Annotated in this window: 16 protein-coding genes, 2 tRNA genes and 3 pseudogenes; 8 read left to right on the top strand and 13 right to left on the bottom strand. The window is 56.9% G+C overall.

The genetic code is table 11. The features are described from left to right. Nucleotides 1-77 (bottom strand): annotated as a pseudogene (locus DXT96_RS27075) (elongation factor Tu); the annotation flags it as partial. A 405-nt stretch (nucleotides 78-482) separates the two neighbouring features. Here DXT96_RS27075 and DXT96_RS13065 point away from each other — a divergent pair. Continuing rightward, a complete protein-coding gene (locus tag DXT96_RS13065; RefSeq protein ID WP_149900272.1) occupies nucleotides 483-1,115 on the top strand; it encodes a TerC family protein in 633 nt (210 codons plus the stop codon). Nucleotides 1,116-1,649: 534 nt separating this feature from the next. Here the strand turns inward: DXT96_RS13065 and DXT96_RS13055 are convergent. Beyond that, nucleotides 1,650-2,018 carry an MliC family protein gene (locus tag DXT96_RS13055; protein WP_153515114.1) on the bottom strand — a complete coding sequence of 123 codons (369 nt, stop codon included), beginning with the start codon at nucleotides 2,016-2,018 and terminating at the stop codon, nucleotides 1,650-1,652. Nucleotides 2,019-2,719: 701 nt separating this feature from the next. Beyond that, the gene (locus DXT96_RS13050) at nucleotides 2,720-3,169 is read right to left on the bottom strand and encodes a hypothetical protein (protein ID WP_153515113.1); all 450 of its coding nucleotides are present in this window, start codon (nucleotides 3,167-3,169) and stop codon (nucleotides 2,720-2,722) included. A 336-nt stretch (nucleotides 3,170-3,505) separates the two neighbouring features. On the opposite strand from DXT96_RS13050, the gene DXT96_RS13045 reads away from it, so the two are divergent. Continuing rightward, complete coding sequence (locus DXT96_RS13045) at nucleotides 3,506-3,832, top strand: BA14K family protein (RefSeq protein ID WP_153515112.1); 327 nt, start codon at nucleotides 3,506-3,508, stop codon at nucleotides 3,830-3,832. 68 nt (nucleotides 3,833-3,900) lie between these two features. Here DXT96_RS13045 and DXT96_RS13040 read toward each other — a convergent pair whose 3' ends face one another. From DXT96_RS13040 to DXT96_RS13015, 6 genes and pseudogenes are all read right to left on the bottom strand, one after another. Then, the gene (locus DXT96_RS13040; protein WP_153515111.1) at nucleotides 3,901-5,751 is read right to left on the bottom strand and encodes an ABC transporter ATP-binding protein; all 1,851 of its coding nucleotides are present in this window, start codon (nucleotides 5,749-5,751) and stop codon (nucleotides 3,901-3,903) included. 1,073 nt (nucleotides 5,752-6,824) lie between these two features. Then, nucleotides 6,825-7,190: a hypothetical protein gene (locus DXT96_RS13035; protein ID WP_153515110.1), complete on the bottom strand. Its 366-nt coding sequence runs from the start codon at nucleotides 7,188-7,190 to the stop codon at nucleotides 6,825-6,827. Nucleotides 7,191-7,230: 40 nt separating this feature from the next. Further along, nucleotides 7,231-7,413, bottom strand: a pseudogene (locus DXT96_RS13030) (POTRA domain-containing protein); the annotation flags it as partial. Between the two features lie 27 nt (nucleotides 7,414-7,440). Further along, nucleotides 7,441-7,689 (bottom strand): annotated as a pseudogene (locus DXT96_RS13025) (Arm DNA-binding domain-containing protein); the annotation flags it as partial. Nucleotides 7,690-7,851: 162 nt separating this feature from the next. Further along, a tRNA-Gly gene (locus tag DXT96_RS13020) sits at nucleotides 7,852-7,925 on the bottom strand. 25 nt (nucleotides 7,926-7,950) lie between these two features. After that, a tRNA-Tyr gene (locus tag DXT96_RS13015) sits at nucleotides 7,951-8,035 on the bottom strand. A gap of 209 nt (nucleotides 8,036-8,244) precedes the next feature. Here DXT96_RS13015 and rlmB point away from each other — a divergent pair. The 5 genes from rlmB to DXT96_RS12990 all read left to right on the top strand — a co-directional run bounded on the left by rlmB (nucleotide 8,245) and on the right by DXT96_RS12990 (nucleotide 12,082). After that, nucleotides 8,245-9,132, top strand: a complete 888-nt coding sequence (gene rlmB, locus DXT96_RS13010; protein ID WP_153515109.1) for a 23S rRNA (guanosine(2251)-2'-O)-methyltransferase RlmB — start codon at nucleotides 8,245-8,247, stop codon at nucleotides 9,130-9,132. Between the two features lie 76 nt (nucleotides 9,133-9,208). Next, nucleotides 9,209-9,601, top strand: coding sequence for an acyl-CoA thioesterase (locus tag DXT96_RS13005; RefSeq protein ID WP_149900265.1), 393 nt, complete (start codon nucleotides 9,209-9,211; stop codon nucleotides 9,599-9,601). 5 nt (nucleotides 9,602-9,606) lie between these two features. Further along, on the top strand, nucleotides 9,607-10,200 hold the full coding sequence (locus DXT96_RS13000; protein ID WP_149900264.1) for a hypothetical protein: 594 nt from the start codon (nucleotides 9,607-9,609) through the stop codon (nucleotides 10,198-10,200). Nucleotides 10,201-10,270: 70 nt separating this feature from the next. Continuing rightward, complete coding sequence (locus DXT96_RS12995) at nucleotides 10,271-10,672, top strand: DUF2946 family protein (RefSeq protein ID WP_149900263.1); 402 nt, start codon at nucleotides 10,271-10,273, stop codon at nucleotides 10,670-10,672. Nucleotides 10,673-10,717: 45 nt separating this feature from the next. Next, on the top strand, nucleotides 10,718-12,082 hold the full coding sequence (locus DXT96_RS12990; RefSeq protein WP_153515108.1) for a PepSY domain-containing protein: 1,365 nt from the start codon (nucleotides 10,718-10,720) through the stop codon (nucleotides 12,080-12,082). 75 nt (nucleotides 12,083-12,157) lie between these two features. Here DXT96_RS12990 and DXT96_RS12985 read toward each other — a convergent pair whose 3' ends face one another. Together DXT96_RS12985 and DXT96_RS12980 are read right to left on the bottom strand one after the other, a co-directional pair. Continuing rightward, nucleotides 12,158-12,634, bottom strand: a complete 477-nt coding sequence (locus DXT96_RS12985; protein ID WP_153515107.1) for a nuclear transport factor 2 family protein — start codon at nucleotides 12,632-12,634, stop codon at nucleotides 12,158-12,160. A gap of 12 nt (nucleotides 12,635-12,646) precedes the next feature. After that, nucleotides 12,647-13,258, bottom strand: coding sequence for an NAD(P)-dependent oxidoreductase (locus DXT96_RS12980; RefSeq protein ID WP_153515106.1), 612 nt, complete (start codon nucleotides 13,256-13,258; stop codon nucleotides 12,647-12,649). 155 nt (nucleotides 13,259-13,413) lie between these two features. On the opposite strand from DXT96_RS12980, the gene DXT96_RS12975 reads away from it, so the two are divergent. Then, nucleotides 13,414-13,797 (top strand): helix-turn-helix domain-containing protein, encoded by a 384-nt coding sequence (locus DXT96_RS12975; RefSeq protein WP_142840194.1) that lies wholly within the window; start codon nucleotides 13,414-13,416, stop codon nucleotides 13,795-13,797. A gap of 36 nt (nucleotides 13,798-13,833) precedes the next feature. Here DXT96_RS12975 and DXT96_RS12970 read toward each other — a convergent pair whose 3' ends face one another. Further along, nucleotides 13,834-14,256 carry a GNAT family N-acetyltransferase gene (locus DXT96_RS12970; RefSeq protein WP_153515140.1) on the bottom strand — a complete coding sequence of 141 codons (423 nt, stop codon included), beginning with the start codon at nucleotides 14,254-14,256 and terminating at the stop codon, nucleotides 13,834-13,836. Nucleotides 14,257-14,362: 106 nt separating this feature from the next. After that, the gene (locus DXT96_RS12965) at nucleotides 14,363-14,716 is read right to left on the bottom strand and encodes a DMT family protein (protein ID WP_003495099.1); all 354 of its coding nucleotides are present in this window, start codon (nucleotides 14,714-14,716) and stop codon (nucleotides 14,363-14,365) included. Nucleotides 14,717-14,941: the final 225 nt, after the last annotated feature.

Below are 14,941 nucleotides of genomic sequence, written 5' to 3'. Positions count from 1 at the left end.
GTCTTGCCGTGGTCGACGTGACCGATCGTGCCAATGTTGACGTGCGGCTTATTGCGCTCAAACTTGCTCTTTGCCATGTGAATTGCTTCCTGTGAACGTGAAGTAGGTTCCCCGGCGAACCGGTTTGGTGTCGCCGTTTAAGGCTTTGTAAGCGAATGCGCAAGACTTAATTGTGAAAGCGTCTGCGTACGCGCTTCAAGCGTGCCCTGAGGCCCGTATATGGTGTGTTGTTTGCGACATTTAAACCCTCGGGAGGAGGACACCGACGCGAGGCGCGGGCGAACGCTTTCCCGCCATTGCTGATCACTAATTAAGGTATTTTCATCACAACTTCTTTACCTGCACCGCCATGATGGCTTAAGGACAGTCCATCGCCCGGGGGGAGACAGGTGATTGGAACGCGGCGCCAGGCGCCACCCCATGCCATATCTCGATCCGTCGCTTTCCCTCGCGACCTTGTCTATCCGTTTCAGGACCATCCCATGGAAATCTTCACAGCCGCCGGTTTCACGGCATTCTTACAGGTCATTGCGATCGATCTCGTTCTGGCGGGCGACAATGCCATCGTCATCGGCCTTGCCGCTGCGGGGCTTCCCGCCCATCTTCGCCGCAAGGCGATCCTGGTGGGCATCATCGCCGCCACCGTTCTGCGCATCGCCTTTGCCGCCGTCACCGTACAGCTTCTCGCCATTGTCGGTCTGCAATTGTTCGGCGGCCTGCTGCTCGCCTGGGTATGCTGGAAGATGTGGTCCGAACTGCGCGAGGCGGCCGGCTCCATCGAAGACGAGGTGACCGACGAGGAAGCCGATCTGACCAAAGGCCACAAGACCTTCCTGCAGGCCGCGATCCAGATCGTCATCGCCGACGTCTCCATGTCACTGGACAACGTTCTTGCCGTTGCCGGCGCCGCACAGGAACATGTGACGGTACTGGTGATCGGGCTTATCGTCTCGATCGCCCTCATGGGTCTTGCCGCCAACTTCGTCGCCAAACTGCTGCACCGCTATCGCTGGATTTCCTATATCGGCCTGATAGTCATCATCTACGTGGCGCTCAACATGCTCTACCACGGCGTGATCGAAGTCTTGCCTTACATCAAGCCTTATTTCGGCTGAAATCCCCTAAAGCAGCGCATTGTCAAAAGGCCCGGAAACGCAAGTTTTCGGGCCTTTTTTTTGACATGTGGGCATCAAACCTTCTCAATCGCACAGCGGCGCAAGCCGCCCTCGCCGCCCGTAACACCGCACCGTCCGCCTTGAGAACCACTTACCGCGAGAGGTATCGGCAGCTACGGGAATCACTCACCGCGCGTGCTGCAACATACGGACAAGACAGGGAAATCATGATTTCTCGCCTATGGCTTTTGGCAATTGAGGTCAGCCACGAGCAAGCCTAGGGAGCTAGTAATAAGTCATAATAATAAAAAGAAAGGTAAAGCTGCCAATGGCTTATGACTGGAGCGGTGGTCGTACCCGCCGCCTTAGACGGGTGAAGCTTGGCGTTGTCGCAAGCTCTCTCATCCTGCTGGCGCTTCTTGCGTCGCTCGTTCTTGGCTGAACGCGCCGCGCGCGCAATCCAACGCTGACCGGCGGCATGGCAAGGTTTTATGACCGCCCTGCCGCCGCTCCTTTAAGGGCAGCCGACGGCGATCAGGATTTCTTCTTTTCCACGCAATGAACCGGCTTCTTCATCTCCGGATCCGCCATCAGATCGTAAAGATCGGCCTCCTCACCCTTCGACCACCAGACATGGACGCCGCCCTGATATCTGGCCCCCGATCCTGAAATGACATTCGCTGCAACAATGACGCCATCCTTCAAACCCAGTCGCACGAGACTGATGTCGCCGGCATTAAAATAAACGGCCTCCACCGTGTCGGCGGCGCATTGATAGACAGCCTCGACCTTCTCGATCTTCGTGTCCTTCGGAAGCGGAATCACCAGATCTTCCGCCAGAGCGCTGGAAGCTACCGGTGACGACAAGATTGCAAGACACGTGACGGCGATGGATTTTCTCATGACGACCCTTTCCTGATCCGGTCGAAACATAAGGTCACGACAGCAAAGCCAAAATTGGGCCAACCGTCCTCACTTTTGGAATGTCCGGGAATATAAACGACGGAGACATACCGCAGCTATCGGCGACACATGTCAATCCGCTGCCCGTTCGTGCCGGCGGTCGCAACAGCCGCCCTTACCAATACATCCAATAAGCGACGCCAAGAATCACCGCCCACATCAGCAATGATATGGTCAGCACCGCGAGATAGTTTCGAAATCGTCTGGTCATCCGCCCACATTGCCGGTCGGCCGTCATGGGACAGCCTTCACCGTTGAATTGCTGGATGCGGGCCGAACCGCAGGATCAACTCTTTCTACCAAGATACTGAATCACGGACTATTCGCAGATTTTACCCGCCCGAAAACGGGGTTGTCCCATGCCCCGGACTTGCACCCGCATGCAAGAAGTCACCCACCTTTACGCACGATCATAATGCGGGCATTGCCCCACCTGTTCTCCATCTGGTGATGGCGATGGACGGCGCACGAACAAAACCCCGCCATTACCGGCAGGGTCTGCAAAAAGCGATAAGGGCGCACAACTTCGGAGGTGGCGCAAACACGGCCTCACCGGCTGAAACGGCACCCCGCCTGTCGGTATGATTTTGGAATCATTCTGATGGTCGGGCGACGGCAGTCAGTCGCCGCCCCGCCCCTTGTCAGCTCTTCAGCGCCGTGTTGCACAGGCTCCAGTAGCCGCCGCCCTTCTGAATCCATTTCAGATCGCCGAGCGTGCCGTCATCCTTGTTCTTGTGATAGGAATCGACACAGGTCTTCAGGCGAGCCTTGCCGGGCGTTTCGCTTGAGTATTTCTTATCGACAGCACTCGGAAAAGCGACGCCCTTCGGGGCCTTTATCGTCGCTTTTTCGGGTTCTTTGTCGGGTGTGGCCGCGACCTGCTTATTGTCAGCGGCATCTTCAGCCGCCGCGTCGCTGCCGCAGAACTTGGCGCGATAGTCGTTCCACTTGACGTCCTTCGCGGACCCGTCGGTTTTCGCCGCCTGATATTTCACGCTGCACTCTTTCATGGTGAGTGCGGCTGCGGGGGAGACGAACGCTGCAGATGTCAGCAGCGCAAAGGATGAGAGAATGACAACCCTGTTAAACATTGAAGACTCCCGTTTGCATGATTGCCGGCCGACTATCCGACCGGATTTTCCGCTTGTCAACGAGCAGTGCGGGAAGGACGAAAAGTCAAATTGACGAGGGAATGAAACGCGTTCACGGGACACGGCATCTTCCTAATGAAGACGGCATCATGCCGGCTCACATTTTGCGCGTGGACGCGTCATGCCCAACAGCCGCCGCAGGCAACCTCTCCAATCCTGCCGCCTCACCTTTTTGCCAATCCCGAAGAATCACGTGTTCGTGTGGCGTCAACCCTCTCAGGGAACGAATTTCCTAAATTTTCGTTAGCATCCCGAACGAATAACGAGGATTTATCGATGTTGAGGATGCCGAAGACTATCTCCGCACTCGCTCTTGGCGTCGCATTATCTGGCGCTTCCGTCATGCCCGCCCACGCGCTGAGCCTCATACAGCCGGCCTATGAACCGCCGGAACAGGCGCAGGAGTTGAACCAGCGCGGCTACCCCGCATCCGCCTTCGCCGCGGGAAAGGGTGAAGAAGCTACGTCCAACGGTTACGCCCTGTCACAGGCGGAGATAAACCACGTCAAATGGTGTGCGGCGCGATACACCTCCTACCATCCGACCGATAACAGCTATATGGCCCCTGCGGGGACACGCAGTCAGTGTCTTTCTCCCTACTGACTTGGCCGCAAGAACAGCCACCTAAAATGACGGGTGACATCTCACGCGTTGTCGGCAGCAGGATTTGATCACTCATCTTCCGGCATGAAGCCGCCGATCTGGCGTTTCCAGAGCCGGGCAAACAGCCCGTTCCGCTCGACCAGATCCTCCGGTCGCCCCTCTTCGACAATCCGGCCGTGATCCAGCACGATGATCCTATCCATTCTGGCGATGGTAGACAGGCGGTGCGCGATCGCGATCACGGTTTTGCCTTCCATCACAAGATTGAGCTTTTCCTGAATAGCGGCTTCGGACTCGCTGTCCAGCGCAGATGTGGCCTCATCGAGGATCAGGATGGGCGCATCTTTCAAGAGTACCCGAGCGATGGCGACCCGCTGACGCTGCCCGCCGGAAAGCTTGATGCCGCGGTCCCCGACAAACGCCAGATACCCTTTTCGGCCCTCGCTATCGGCAAGATCAGCGATGAAAGCATCGGCCTTGGCCACTTTCGCCGCCCGCTCGATATCTTCCTGCCTCGCCTCCGGCCGCCCGTAGCGAATATTGTCGCCGACGGAACGGTGCAGCAGCGCCACATCCTGGGCGATAACCCCGATATTACGGCGCAGACTCATCTGCGTGACATCACGGATATCCTGACCGTCGATGCGAATTGCACCCTCCTGAATGTCGTAAAACCGCAGGAGCAGATTAACCAGCGTCGTTTTTCCCGCTCCCGACAGGCCCACAAGGCCGACTTTCTCCCCCGCGCGCACGGTCAGTGACAGATCATCAATCACCGGCCTGCCTGACTTATAAGCAAAGCGGATATCGTCGAAATCAATGTTCCCATGCGAAACACTCAGTTCCGCAGCGCCTGCCCTGTCAGTGATGGTGGGCGGCGTCGTCATGACAGGCATGGCGTCCTTGATGGTGCCAATCGCCTGAAATATCTGCTGCCCCATCTGCAGGAAGGTGAATGTGTGCCCAGACAGGCGTTGCAGAATATAGACGGCACCGACAAACTCCCCAACCGTGAGGAAGCCCTTCACCAAACCGGAAAAACCGACCGACAAAATCGCCAGCCATAACGCCATATTGAGTGCCACGACGACCAGTTCGGACGCGCGGTAGACACGCTGCTCCCTGTGCTGCGTCTGCACCGCCTTCATCAGGATGCGGCGGATTGCGCCCGCCTCGCTATCTTCAGCGGCGAATTGCTTGATCATCTGCATATTGCTGTAGAGATCGGTGATCGCGCCCGAGACAAGGCTCTTTTGTTTGGCCGAACGACGTGACCGCTCCGTGAAGACGGGAGCCAGTTTAACGGCGAGAACCACATTCAGCACGATCCAGACCAACACCGGCAGAGCCAGTTGCCAGGATAGTGCGGCCAGCAGAACCAGAGAGCCGACCATCTGCAACAGGAAGCGCGGTCCTGTCTGGAATGCATTGATGATCTGCTGCTGGACCGCCGACGACACCTGTGAAAGACGCGAGGCGACCTGCCCCGCATAAAGCTCATGGAAAAATGCCAGATCCTGCCGCTCCACGGCCTTGTGGCCCTGCCACTGAATGGCCGCCGGCATCGCGATGCCAAGGGTGTGCGAATTGAGCGTGTTAAGAAGAAATGACGCGATCGGCATGGCGGGAAAAATCAGCATTCCGAGGACAGCGAGCAGCAGCCATTCATTGCGCAGAAAAGCCTCCGCTCCCTGCGCCGTCACGCCATCAACGATGACGGACAATCCCCAGATGATGGAGAGATTGATGGCTTCCACCGCCATGGAGGACAAAGCAAGTGCGATGAGGACGCCGCGAAACATCGCGATAAAATGCAGCAGCACCGCCACGGGGCCTTTCGACGGCAACGGGCGGAAAGGAATGTCAAGCGGCCGTATCAGCCTCTCGAAAGGGCGGAAGATCGTATCTGAAATCGACATGGGCCTCTCGGATCAAGCTTGGCATCGACGGGGAGGAATCAGCTACGCGCCCGGCATCGAACCATGATCGGCCCTTGATCTCAATTGCAAAGAATGGCCGGCGCTGCCTTCGCGGCCAGGCACCAGAACTTAACGTCAAATGTGCGGATGAGCCGATGCGGATCATCGGCCGGTAAAACAAATGCCGATGGCTACGACTGCGCGTATCCGCACATACGATAAAAGCGCTTAAAAATCTAAGCTTTGTACGCGATACATAATGCTGGGAAGAGTAAATGGAGCGGGTGCCCCGAACCTGCTCTGAAAGTCTGCGAGTGTCTTGCCTCGCCATTGGGAGGCAAGTTTTCGGTATGGTGACAGCATCGCAGTAACGACACCATCATTCGCGTTGTTGATGGCCGACGATGTCTGATTCAATGCGGTGCGTCCAGTCAGGAACAGAGATCCGAAAATAATGGAGGAGAATGATTTCAACATCTTCATTAATTACAGCAGTGTCTTCTACAATGAATTGGAATTACCCCAACCTTCATCAAAACCGCCCTTCGCTATGATCGTCATTAAATATGGATTTGTACTCAACAAGCGCTTCGATAGTGGATTTAATATCCAAATTATATTCTGGATTCTGCCTTTCAAAATCCCTCAAAACAATAATACTATCATCAATACAATAATTTGCCCGACACATTCCATAGAATGTTTCAAAAATATTTTTTAACCATAACTTTTACCACATTTTGCCTTTTTAAACTATTTTATCAAAATATATCCTGAAACGTTTATCGTTTTTCCATAGTAAACAGTAGACAAAAATGCCGATATTCTTTCTTCTGAATCATTGTCAATACGCGACAAAATCGCGATAACTTCTTTTTCCGTTCTGTTTTCTGGCGATTTGTACTTCACTTGACAGGCCTCCCTTTAGCCGTGAACGGCCCAGCACGGATAAGTGCATTTTCCTCGGACTGCCGCAGCTCGTTCCAAGAAGACGGAAGAAGACTGCAGGAACAATCAAGCTGACACCGCTCCGGCTATCCGAACTAGGTTTCGGTGCCCGGGTGTACGACCGGCTATTTTGTGAATTCTTGTGAAAGAAGTTTCATACTCTTCTTATCAAACCGCGATGTAAATCCGTCCCAATGCTGAGCACGGAGCTCCGGCCCTTCCAACCAAATTTCAATCACCACGCTGGTATTTGGCTCTTTTACTGCCTCTTGATACTTAATCGTCAGATTAGTATTCTTAATTGAAGCCAGAGTGCATGCTAATAGACAACCCGTCGGTTCACGTAGCACCAAATTCAGGAGACCTGCAGCCGAAAGCCTGTCTGCCGATTTGCCTGTGTAGAGTTCTATGGAACCGTAATCCAACTCCACAGATTGTTTGCAATCCGCAGGAGCAATGAGCGATTCTAAATTGTTATAGTGGCTTAACATCGGCCCAGCCTTTCTCTACTCGATCCAACAGTTAGAACTGTGTTCCATCTTCCTTACCCGGTAACATCGAGGTCTTCGCGTCGTTCGATGACAGGCGGTTGATCTGGTCCAAGCCCTGCTCAATATCGCGAATATTGGCGACCTCACCCTTCATGCCGGGAAAAGCCGCAGCGAATGAACCGTTTCGCCCGGCCGGTTGACCGTTAAGGTAGATATCCGAGATGGCAGTAAGGTGATCGCGTTTCTTAGCCAACGACGGGTCCAAACCCTCAGCCAGTTTTTTCTTGGCCTCGTCACGCAGTCGTCGGGCATCCGCCAGCCCCACCGTCGGGCACGCCCCAATCGTCAGCGTTTTTCGTTTCCCGAAAAAATCATAATCAAACCGCCAAGACTTTCCGCCAGCAACCGATATATAGAGGTAAAGCCCCTTCTCATCAGATAGCTTCTGCGGCTTGCTGTCGGCTTTGGCGTTCTTAACCTGAAAGTCTGTCAGTGCCATTTTACGGTATCGGCTTTCCACCACGATGACGAATACCGTAATTTTTACCGACAAAAGTGCTGGATGTCACTGCATACCGTTGCACGACCTTACGCACGCGCGAGGCAAAAACGCTGAAAAATCAACGCTTTTTGACGTCATTGATCTTGTTGGAAAGGTCGCTGGAGCGGGTAGCGGGAATCGAACCCGCGTATTCAGCTTGGAAGGCTGCTGCTCTACCATTGAGCTATACCCGCGGTGGTGATTTCGATCCGTGCAGAATGGTGGAGGGAGTTGGATTTGAACCAACGTAGGCGTAGCCAACGGATTTACAGTCCGTCCCCTTTAACCACTCGGGCATCCCTCCAGCTTTCTGCTAGGATCGAGCTACCAAGCTCTTCAGATTTCGCTGCGGCGAAGCGCCGTTGCGTCGTCTGTGGCGCGTATATGACGGCCTCGTTCGTTTCTGTCAACACGCCCTTTCACGAATTTTCGGGAAAAAATTCAAACATCTTTACAGCCCTGTGGATTATCGCGGGGGCTGGTGCGCGCCTCTTCCCGGAGATATAAGGCGGCATGAGCAAAGACGATCCCAACGACAAATCCACCCGCGACACGCACTACGCCACCCTGCGCCGTGCCGTGCGCGACGCCAAACGCGAAAGGGGCGAAATCCCCACTCCGCCACAGCAGAGGCGCAGAAGCCGCAGCGCGGACGACTGGAAGCCGCCGCAGCTTGCGCCGGATCAGGTGCATCTTTACGGCCTGCATACCGTGCGTGCGGCGCTGTCCAATCCCGAACGGCAGATCGTCAAGCTCTCCGTCACCCAGAACGCGCTTGCGCGTCTGGATATCGGCGAGGCGGATGCCCAGCCCTTCCCGGTCGAAATGGTTTCGCCACAGGATATCGACAAGGTCCTCGGCCCCGAGGCGATCCATCAGGGTGTGATGCTGGAAACCAGGCCGCTGCCGGTCAAGAAGCTCGATGCGCTGAAGAAAAGCCCGCTGATCCTCGTGCTCGATCAGGTCACCGACCCGCACAATGTCGGCGCCATCATGCGCTCGGCGGTCGCCTTCAACGCCGGCGCCGTCATCACCACCATGCGCCACAGCCCGACCGAGTCAGGCGTACTGGCGAAATCCGCATCCGGCGCGCTGGAACTCATTCCCTATATCCAGGTCACCAATCTGGCCGATGCGCTGGGCGAGTTGCACAAGCTTGGCTTCTTTTCGGTCGGGTTGGATTCGGAAGGCCCCGGCCCCATCGAACAGACTTTCAGCGGCGCAAAAATTGCGCTGGTGCTGGGAGCCGAAGGCAAGGGCCTGCGCCAGAAGACGCGCGAAACCGTCTCGGCGCTCGCCCGTCTCGATATGCCCGGCGAGATCAAATCGCTCAACGTGTCGAATGCGGCGGCCATCGCCCTTTACGCAACGCAGCAATTTCTGGGCAAAGCGTCGTCCTGACGCTTGCCCTTCCTTGCGAAATCGCAAAGCGCAACGCATGCTGCGCCTTTCTCATTCGCAAGGAGCAAATCTCGACATGACCGACCTGCCCATCAAACCGACCGGCGAGCTAACCCTGCGGACGCTCGCCATGCCGGCCGACGCCAATCCGGCCGGTGATATTTTCGGCGGCTGGGTCATGTCGCAGATGGACTTGGCGAGCGGCATCCGCGCAGCGGAACGCTCGCGCTGTCGCGTGGTTACGGCGGCGGTCAAGGAGATGGCCTTCGAACTGCCGGTGAAGATCGGCGATACTTTGTCCATCTATACCGATATCGCCCGCGTCGGCCGCACCTCCATCACATTGACGGTTGAGGCCTGGGCGCAGCGGTCGCGTTTCGACAAGCTGGAAAAGGTCACCGCCGGCACCTTCATCATGGTGGCGATGGACGAAAACGGGCAGCCGACGCCCATTCCTCCGGGGGAGTAGGCACGATGGAGGCCGCCGTCAACGCCGCAGAAGCCTATTCGCACATCCGTGCCGTCATGGGCATGGTGGTCGGCCTCAGCCTCGCCCGCCTGCTGACCGGCCTTGCCGGTTTCGTGCAACACCCAAAAAAGGAACACATCTATCCGCTGCATCTCGGCTGGGTGGCGTTCCTGTTTCTGATGCTGGTGCATTTCTGGTGGTGGGAACACCGGCTTTCCGCCACCGGCCACGTGCTGGGCTTCGGCGCCTTCCTGTTCCTCATCCTGTTCTGCTCGCTGTTTTATTTCCTCTGCGTGCTGCTGTTTCCGACTGAGATGAAGGAATACAAGGGATATGAGGACTACTTCTTTTCCCGCAAAAGCTGGTTCTTCGGTTTTCTGGCAGCGCTTTTCGTCACCGATGTCGGTGACACGCTGCTGAAGGGACAGGACTACCTCGCAACACTCGGCCCGGAATATCTCATCCGTACCGCGATTTACGTCGTTCTTTTCACGTCCGCCGCCTTCATCGGCAACCGCCGCTTCCACCGCTTCCTCGTCGTCTTCGCGCTGATCTACCAGATCGCCTGGATTTTCCGCACCTACGACCTGCTGGCCTGAAGACCGCAACGCCCTGATGCCGTCATTGTGTCGCGGTGACATTTCGCCGCGACTATGGCATTCCGGCCGTATGGGATACATTCGCAGGATCATGCAGGACCGAAGCTCGGCTGGCGCCATCGCCACGCTGGCCGTCCTGCTTTTCCTTTTGCAGGGGCTCGCCAATGGCCTGACCAGCGGCAACATGGCGATGGCCGCGCTCGCGGCGGATGAGGTCATCTGTTCCAGCCACATGCCGGAAGGCCCCGCAAAGCAGGACCCGGCGGGCAAAATTGCCGCCGACTGCTGCGGAACGCTGTGCCGGCTGGCATCGGCCACCATTGCCACTCTTCCGGTTACGCCTGTCGAACGCGCAGACACGATCGTTACGACGGACGAAGTCGCCTTTTTGAACTTCGACGCGGCATTGCCGCCATCGCCGCCCAATCTGGAATCGCGCCCACGCGCACCACCCCTCCCTCCGCAGAACTGAAACACTCCCGGCCTGCCGGAAATCACTCTTCTTGCGGAGACATCCATGTCCGTTACGACCTCTTTCGAGGGCGAGCGCGCGCCTGCGCATTCCTCGTCCATCAATCTTTACCGCGCCGTGTGGCGCTGGCATTTCTATGCCGGTCTCTTCGTCCTGCCCTTCATGATATCGCTCGCCGTCACCGGCGCCCTCTATCTCTTCCGGGACGAATTCGATAACCTCATCCATTCTGATTTGAAGCGGATAGAGGTGGTACAAGACGCACCGAAAGCGCTGCCTTCCGAAATTGTTGCCGCTGCGCTGACTGCCGTTCCCGGCACGGCCGTCAAATATACGAGCCCCGCCGATCCCGGCGCGTCGACGGAAATCACCGTCAATACGGCGGATGGCAAGCGCGCCGTCTACGTCAATCCCCATACGGCTGAGGTTGCCGGCTCCCTGCCGGATCGCGGCACCGTCATGTGGACGATCCGCTATCTCCACAGCCTCAAATATTTCGGCACCTATGCCCGCTATCTGATCGAGATCGCCGCCGGCTGGTCCATCCTTCTCGTCGCCACCGGCATCTATCTCTGGTGGCCGCGCAAACAGACCGGCGGTGTCGTCACCGTGCGCGGCACGCCGAAAAAGCGGGTCTTCTGGCGCGATACCCATGCTGTCACCGGCATCTTCGTCGGCTTTTTCATCGTCTTCCTCGCCGTCACCGGCATGCCCTGGTCCGGCGTGTGGGGCGCGAAGGTCAATGAATGGGCGAATGGCAGCAATTTCGGATATCCGGCCGGCGTTCGCACCGATGTTCCGATGTCGGGTGACCATCTCGATCACGTGGCCAAAACAAGCTGGTCGCTGGAGCAGGCAAAAATCCCGGAATCCATCGCACCAGCCACCGGCCAACCGGTCGGAATCGACACGGCCATGGCGCGTTTCGACGCCTTGGGCCTCGCTGCCGGTTACGCCGTCGCACTGCCCACCAAATCGTCCGGTGTCTATAGCGGCTCCGCCTATCCTGACGATCTGACGCAGCAACGCGTCGTCCACCTCGATCAATATAGCGGCGAACCTCTGATCGATATGAGCTACGCCGATTACGGTCCGCTCGGCAAGGCGCTGGAATGGGGCATCAACGTGCATATGGGCCAGCAATATGGCCTCGCCAACCAGATGGTGCTTTTGGTCGCCTGTTTCGGCATCGTCCTGCTTGCCGTGTCCGCCGGTATCATGTGGTGGAAACGCCGCCCGCAAGGCTCGCTCGGCGCGCCGCCCCTGCCGCAGGAAAAACGTGTGCTGCGCGGGCTCCTCGCTGTGCTCGCCATCGGCGGCATCCTTTTCCCGCTGGTGGGTGCGAGCCTGCTGGTGATGCTGGCGCTGGATCTGATCGTGCAGTCTCGCCAGAAGCGGCGGGCCGTTTAAAAAGGCATCCTCTAAAATGAAAACAGCCGGGCGAAAAATCCCGGCTGTTTCCCTCGATATCAAAGAAAGCCCGACCTAGAACATCGTATTGTTGTTCGCCGCCTTCTCCGGCACCGGCTGGATCACATCCCAATGCTCGGTGATCTTGCCATCAGTGACGCGGAAGATGTCGACAATCGCCCTGCCGCGATCACCGTCGCTCTCTGTCGAATGAATATGCAGATAGACGAGATCGCCATCCGTGGCGCTGCGGACAATCCGTGCTTTCGACTGCGGGTTTTCTTTAAAGAAGCCGGTGAAATAATCGACGAACGGCTTCTTGCCATCTGGCACATTGGGATTGTGCTGCTTGTAGCTGTCCGCGACGACGACCGCGCCCTTCTCGACATCATGCTTGTTGAAGACGGTGTCGTAAAACTCGATCACCAGCTTGCGGTTGGCTTCTTCCTGAGCCAGATCGCGGTTTGCTGTTTGCGCCAGAACCGGCGCGGCCGCCAAAGCAGGCACGAGGGCGAAAGCGGCGATGGCAAGACGACGTGTTACGAAATTCATGGGTGAGACCTCTCAATAACCGACGGTGAAACGCTGGCGGGAATGCTGCGGCTTCTCGATTTCATCGACAAGCGCGATCGCATAATCTTCGAAGGAAATACGGCTGCCTTCGTCATTGCTGAGCAGGCTGTCCTTGCCGATGCGGAATTTTCCGGTTCTTTCCCCCGGCACAAATTCGGCTGAGGGTGACAGGAAGGTCCAGTCAAGCTGCTTTTCCTGTTTCAGCAGATCCAGGAATTCCGCGCCCTTGGTTGCCTCGGCCTTGTAGGCGGCCGGGAAATCCGGAAGATCGACCACACGCTGACCGGGCGCGATTTCAAGGCTGCCGGCACCGCCGACCACGAGATAACGCTGAACGCCGGAAGCGCGTACCGCCTCGATGAGCTTCAAGGGATCGCTGGCAGTAAAGTGCACCGAGCTTATCACAGCATCGTGACCCCTCAGCAGCTCAGAAAGCGCCGCCTGATCGAAGACATCGCCCTTTTTGGCCACCACATTCGGCAGGCTGGCGATCTTCTCAGGAGCGCGGGCAATCGCCGTTACCTGATGCCCTCGGTCGGAAAGTTCCTTCAAAATGCGAGAGCCGGCATTGCCGGAAGCGCCGACGAGCGCGATTTTAGCCATGGCTTCTGTCCTTTCGTCACAATCGTTAACGGTCTAGATAATAGACCGCGACAGAGAGCTATGATATCGCAACCATAGCCGCAAGAAGTCAGCGGCGGCTGATCTGGTCACATGGCGATGACCTTAAAGGGTGAAAAAGGGCAAGGGGTAGAACAGTGTCGGACACGCAAACAAAGGAAATCTTCACCTTCGAGCAGCCCTGCCCGATCCGCGACGTGTTGGACCGCATCGGCGACCAGTGGAGCCTGCTGGTTCTGGAAGCCCTGCAGGGCGGCGTGCTGCGCTTCAACGAACTGAATCGCAGGATCGACGATATTTCCAAGCAGATGCTGTCGCGCACGCTGAAGCGGCTGGAAGAAGACGGCTTCATCCGCCGCACGCTTTATGCCGAAGTGCCGCCGCGTGTGGAATACGAACTCACGAATCTCGGCCGCTCATTTCTGGTGCCGATGCAATTGCTGGTGCAATGGGCCGACGAGAACCACGTTCGTATCTGCAAGGCGCGCCTGCAATATTCCGAAAACGACAATCGCGGCTGATCGGATTGCCGGCACGGGCGGGGTCGCAAACCGTACCTAGGCCAGACGATAGACCTTGCAGACCAGCCCTTCCGGCTGACGATAGGTCGTGAAGCCCATAGCCTCGTAATAATTCTGCCCGAGCCTGTTATCCGCGCCGATGCTGGCATCGATATTTTTCAGGCCACGAGCCTCCGCCGCCTTTCCGGTTGCCGTAAAGAGCGCGGACCCCACGCCCCTTCGCGCCGCATGCGGGCTGACATGGGTGCCGATGATACCCCAGCCTTCCGCCACGCCGTAGGGATTGTCCGCCCGTGCGTAACGCAGCGACTGGAAGCCCAGAATACGCCCTTCCTCGTCCTCGGCGACCGAACACTCGATACGGTCGGCATGCCGGATGTAATTTTCCAGCACCTCACCGATATCAGTCGGTGCCTTTCGGAGGCCTGCCGAGAATATCTCGTTCTGGACCGCCGCCATTCCAGCCGCATCATCGTCTCTCGCAGGGCGTATCTTCATCGTTGTATCGACCTCATAGGTTGCGACTGCTGGTACATGGTCTTGGGCCGGAGCCTCACCATGCGGATCAGGAGCGGAAAATGAAGGACGCACCGAAAGCGATCAGGGCAAAACCGATCACATGATTGATGGTGATGCTCTCCTTCAGCCAGAAAATCGAGAACAGCGCAAAAACCGCGAGTGTAATGACTTCCTGAATGGTCTTGAGCTGCGCGGTGGAATAAACCTCCGAGCCGATGCGGTTCGCCGGGACGGCGAGCATATATTCGAAGAACGCGATGCCCCAGCTTGCGATGATCGCCAGGAAGAGCGCGCTGCCCTTGTGCTTGAGGTGGCCATACCAGGCGAAAGTCATGAAAACGTTTGAGGCGACGAGCATCAGGACAGGCCAGATGTGGGCGGGACTGATCGAGAACGGCATGATGATTCCTGAAAATAGGGAGGGATGTCATGAAAGGCAGTTTGAAAAACGTAACCATCATTCTGCCGGTAGGAATTTGCTCTAGCGCATCGCAGCGAAAACCGGAATCGATTTTCGGCAGGTTTCGATAAAGCTGCATTCAGCCGCTACGCAACGCATCTGCCCGAATTTTGTTCCAGACGCTTCGTTTCCTTTTTGTACTCATTTTTTCACGACCTCCCCTTC

It is taken from the genome of Agrobacterium sp. ICMP 6402, from assembly GCF_009498615.1.
In the GTDB taxonomy this organism is placed as follows: Bacteria; Pseudomonadota; Alphaproteobacteria; order Rhizobiales; family Rhizobiaceae; genus Agrobacterium; species Agrobacterium burrii.
The sequence above is the reverse complement of the archived record's forward strand: the minus strand, read 5'-3'. Positions and strand labels throughout refer to the sequence as shown.

What these genes read in the sequence shown, in the direction of transcription:
- DXT96_RS13000 (WP_149900264.1), top strand. Translation starts at nt 9,607, where the DNA reads ATGGAGGCCGCCGTCAACGCCGCAGAAGCCTATTCGCACATCCGTGCC.
- DXT96_RS13005 (WP_149900265.1), top strand. Translation starts at nt 9,209, where the DNA reads ATGACCGACCTGCCCATCAAACCGACCGGCGAGCTAACCCTGCGGACG.
- DXT96_RS13040 (WP_153515111.1), bottom strand. Translation starts at nt 5,751, where the DNA reads ATGTCGATTTCAGATACGATCTTCCGCCCTTTCGAGAGGCTGATACGG.
- DXT96_RS12970 (WP_153515140.1), bottom strand. Translation starts at nt 14,256, where the DNA reads ATGGCGGCGGTCCAGAACGAGATATTCTCGGCAGGCCTCCGAAAGGCA.
- DXT96_RS13045 (WP_153515112.1), top strand. Translation starts at nt 3,506, where the DNA reads ATGTTGAGGATGCCGAAGACTATCTCCGCACTCGCTCTTGGCGTCGCA.
- DXT96_RS12990 (WP_153515108.1), top strand. Translation starts at nt 10,718, where the DNA reads ATGTCCGTTACGACCTCTTTCGAGGGCGAGCGCGCGCCTGCGCATTCC.
- DXT96_RS13055 (WP_153515114.1), bottom strand. Translation starts at nt 2,018, where the DNA reads ATGAGAAAATCCATCGCCGTCACGTGTCTTGCAATCTTGTCGTCACCG.
- DXT96_RS12985 (WP_153515107.1), bottom strand. Translation starts at nt 12,634, where the DNA reads ATGAATTTCGTAACACGTCGTCTTGCCATCGCCGCTTTCGCCCTCGTG.
- DXT96_RS12980 (WP_153515106.1), bottom strand. Translation starts at nt 13,258, where the DNA reads ATGGCTAAAATCGCGCTCGTCGGCGCTTCCGGCAATGCCGGCTCTCGC.
- DXT96_RS13065 (WP_149900272.1), top strand. Translation starts at nt 483, where the DNA reads ATGGAAATCTTCACAGCCGCCGGTTTCACGGCATTCTTACAGGTCATT.
- DXT96_RS12965 (WP_003495099.1), bottom strand. Translation starts at nt 14,716, where the DNA reads ATGCCGTTCTCGATCAGTCCCGCCCACATCTGGCCTGTCCTGATGCTC.
- DXT96_RS13035 (WP_153515110.1), bottom strand. Translation starts at nt 7,190, where the DNA reads ATGTTAAGCCACTATAACAATTTAGAATCGCTCATTGCTCCTGCGGAT.
- DXT96_RS12995 (WP_149900263.1), top strand. Translation starts at nt 10,271, where the DNA reads ATGGGATACATTCGCAGGATCATGCAGGACCGAAGCTCGGCTGGCGCC.
- rlmB (WP_153515109.1), top strand. Translation starts at nt 8,245, where the DNA reads ATGAGCAAAGACGATCCCAACGACAAATCCACCCGCGACACGCACTAC.
- DXT96_RS13050 (WP_153515113.1), bottom strand. Translation starts at nt 3,169, where the DNA reads ATGTTTAACAGGGTTGTCATTCTCTCATCCTTTGCGCTGCTGACATCT.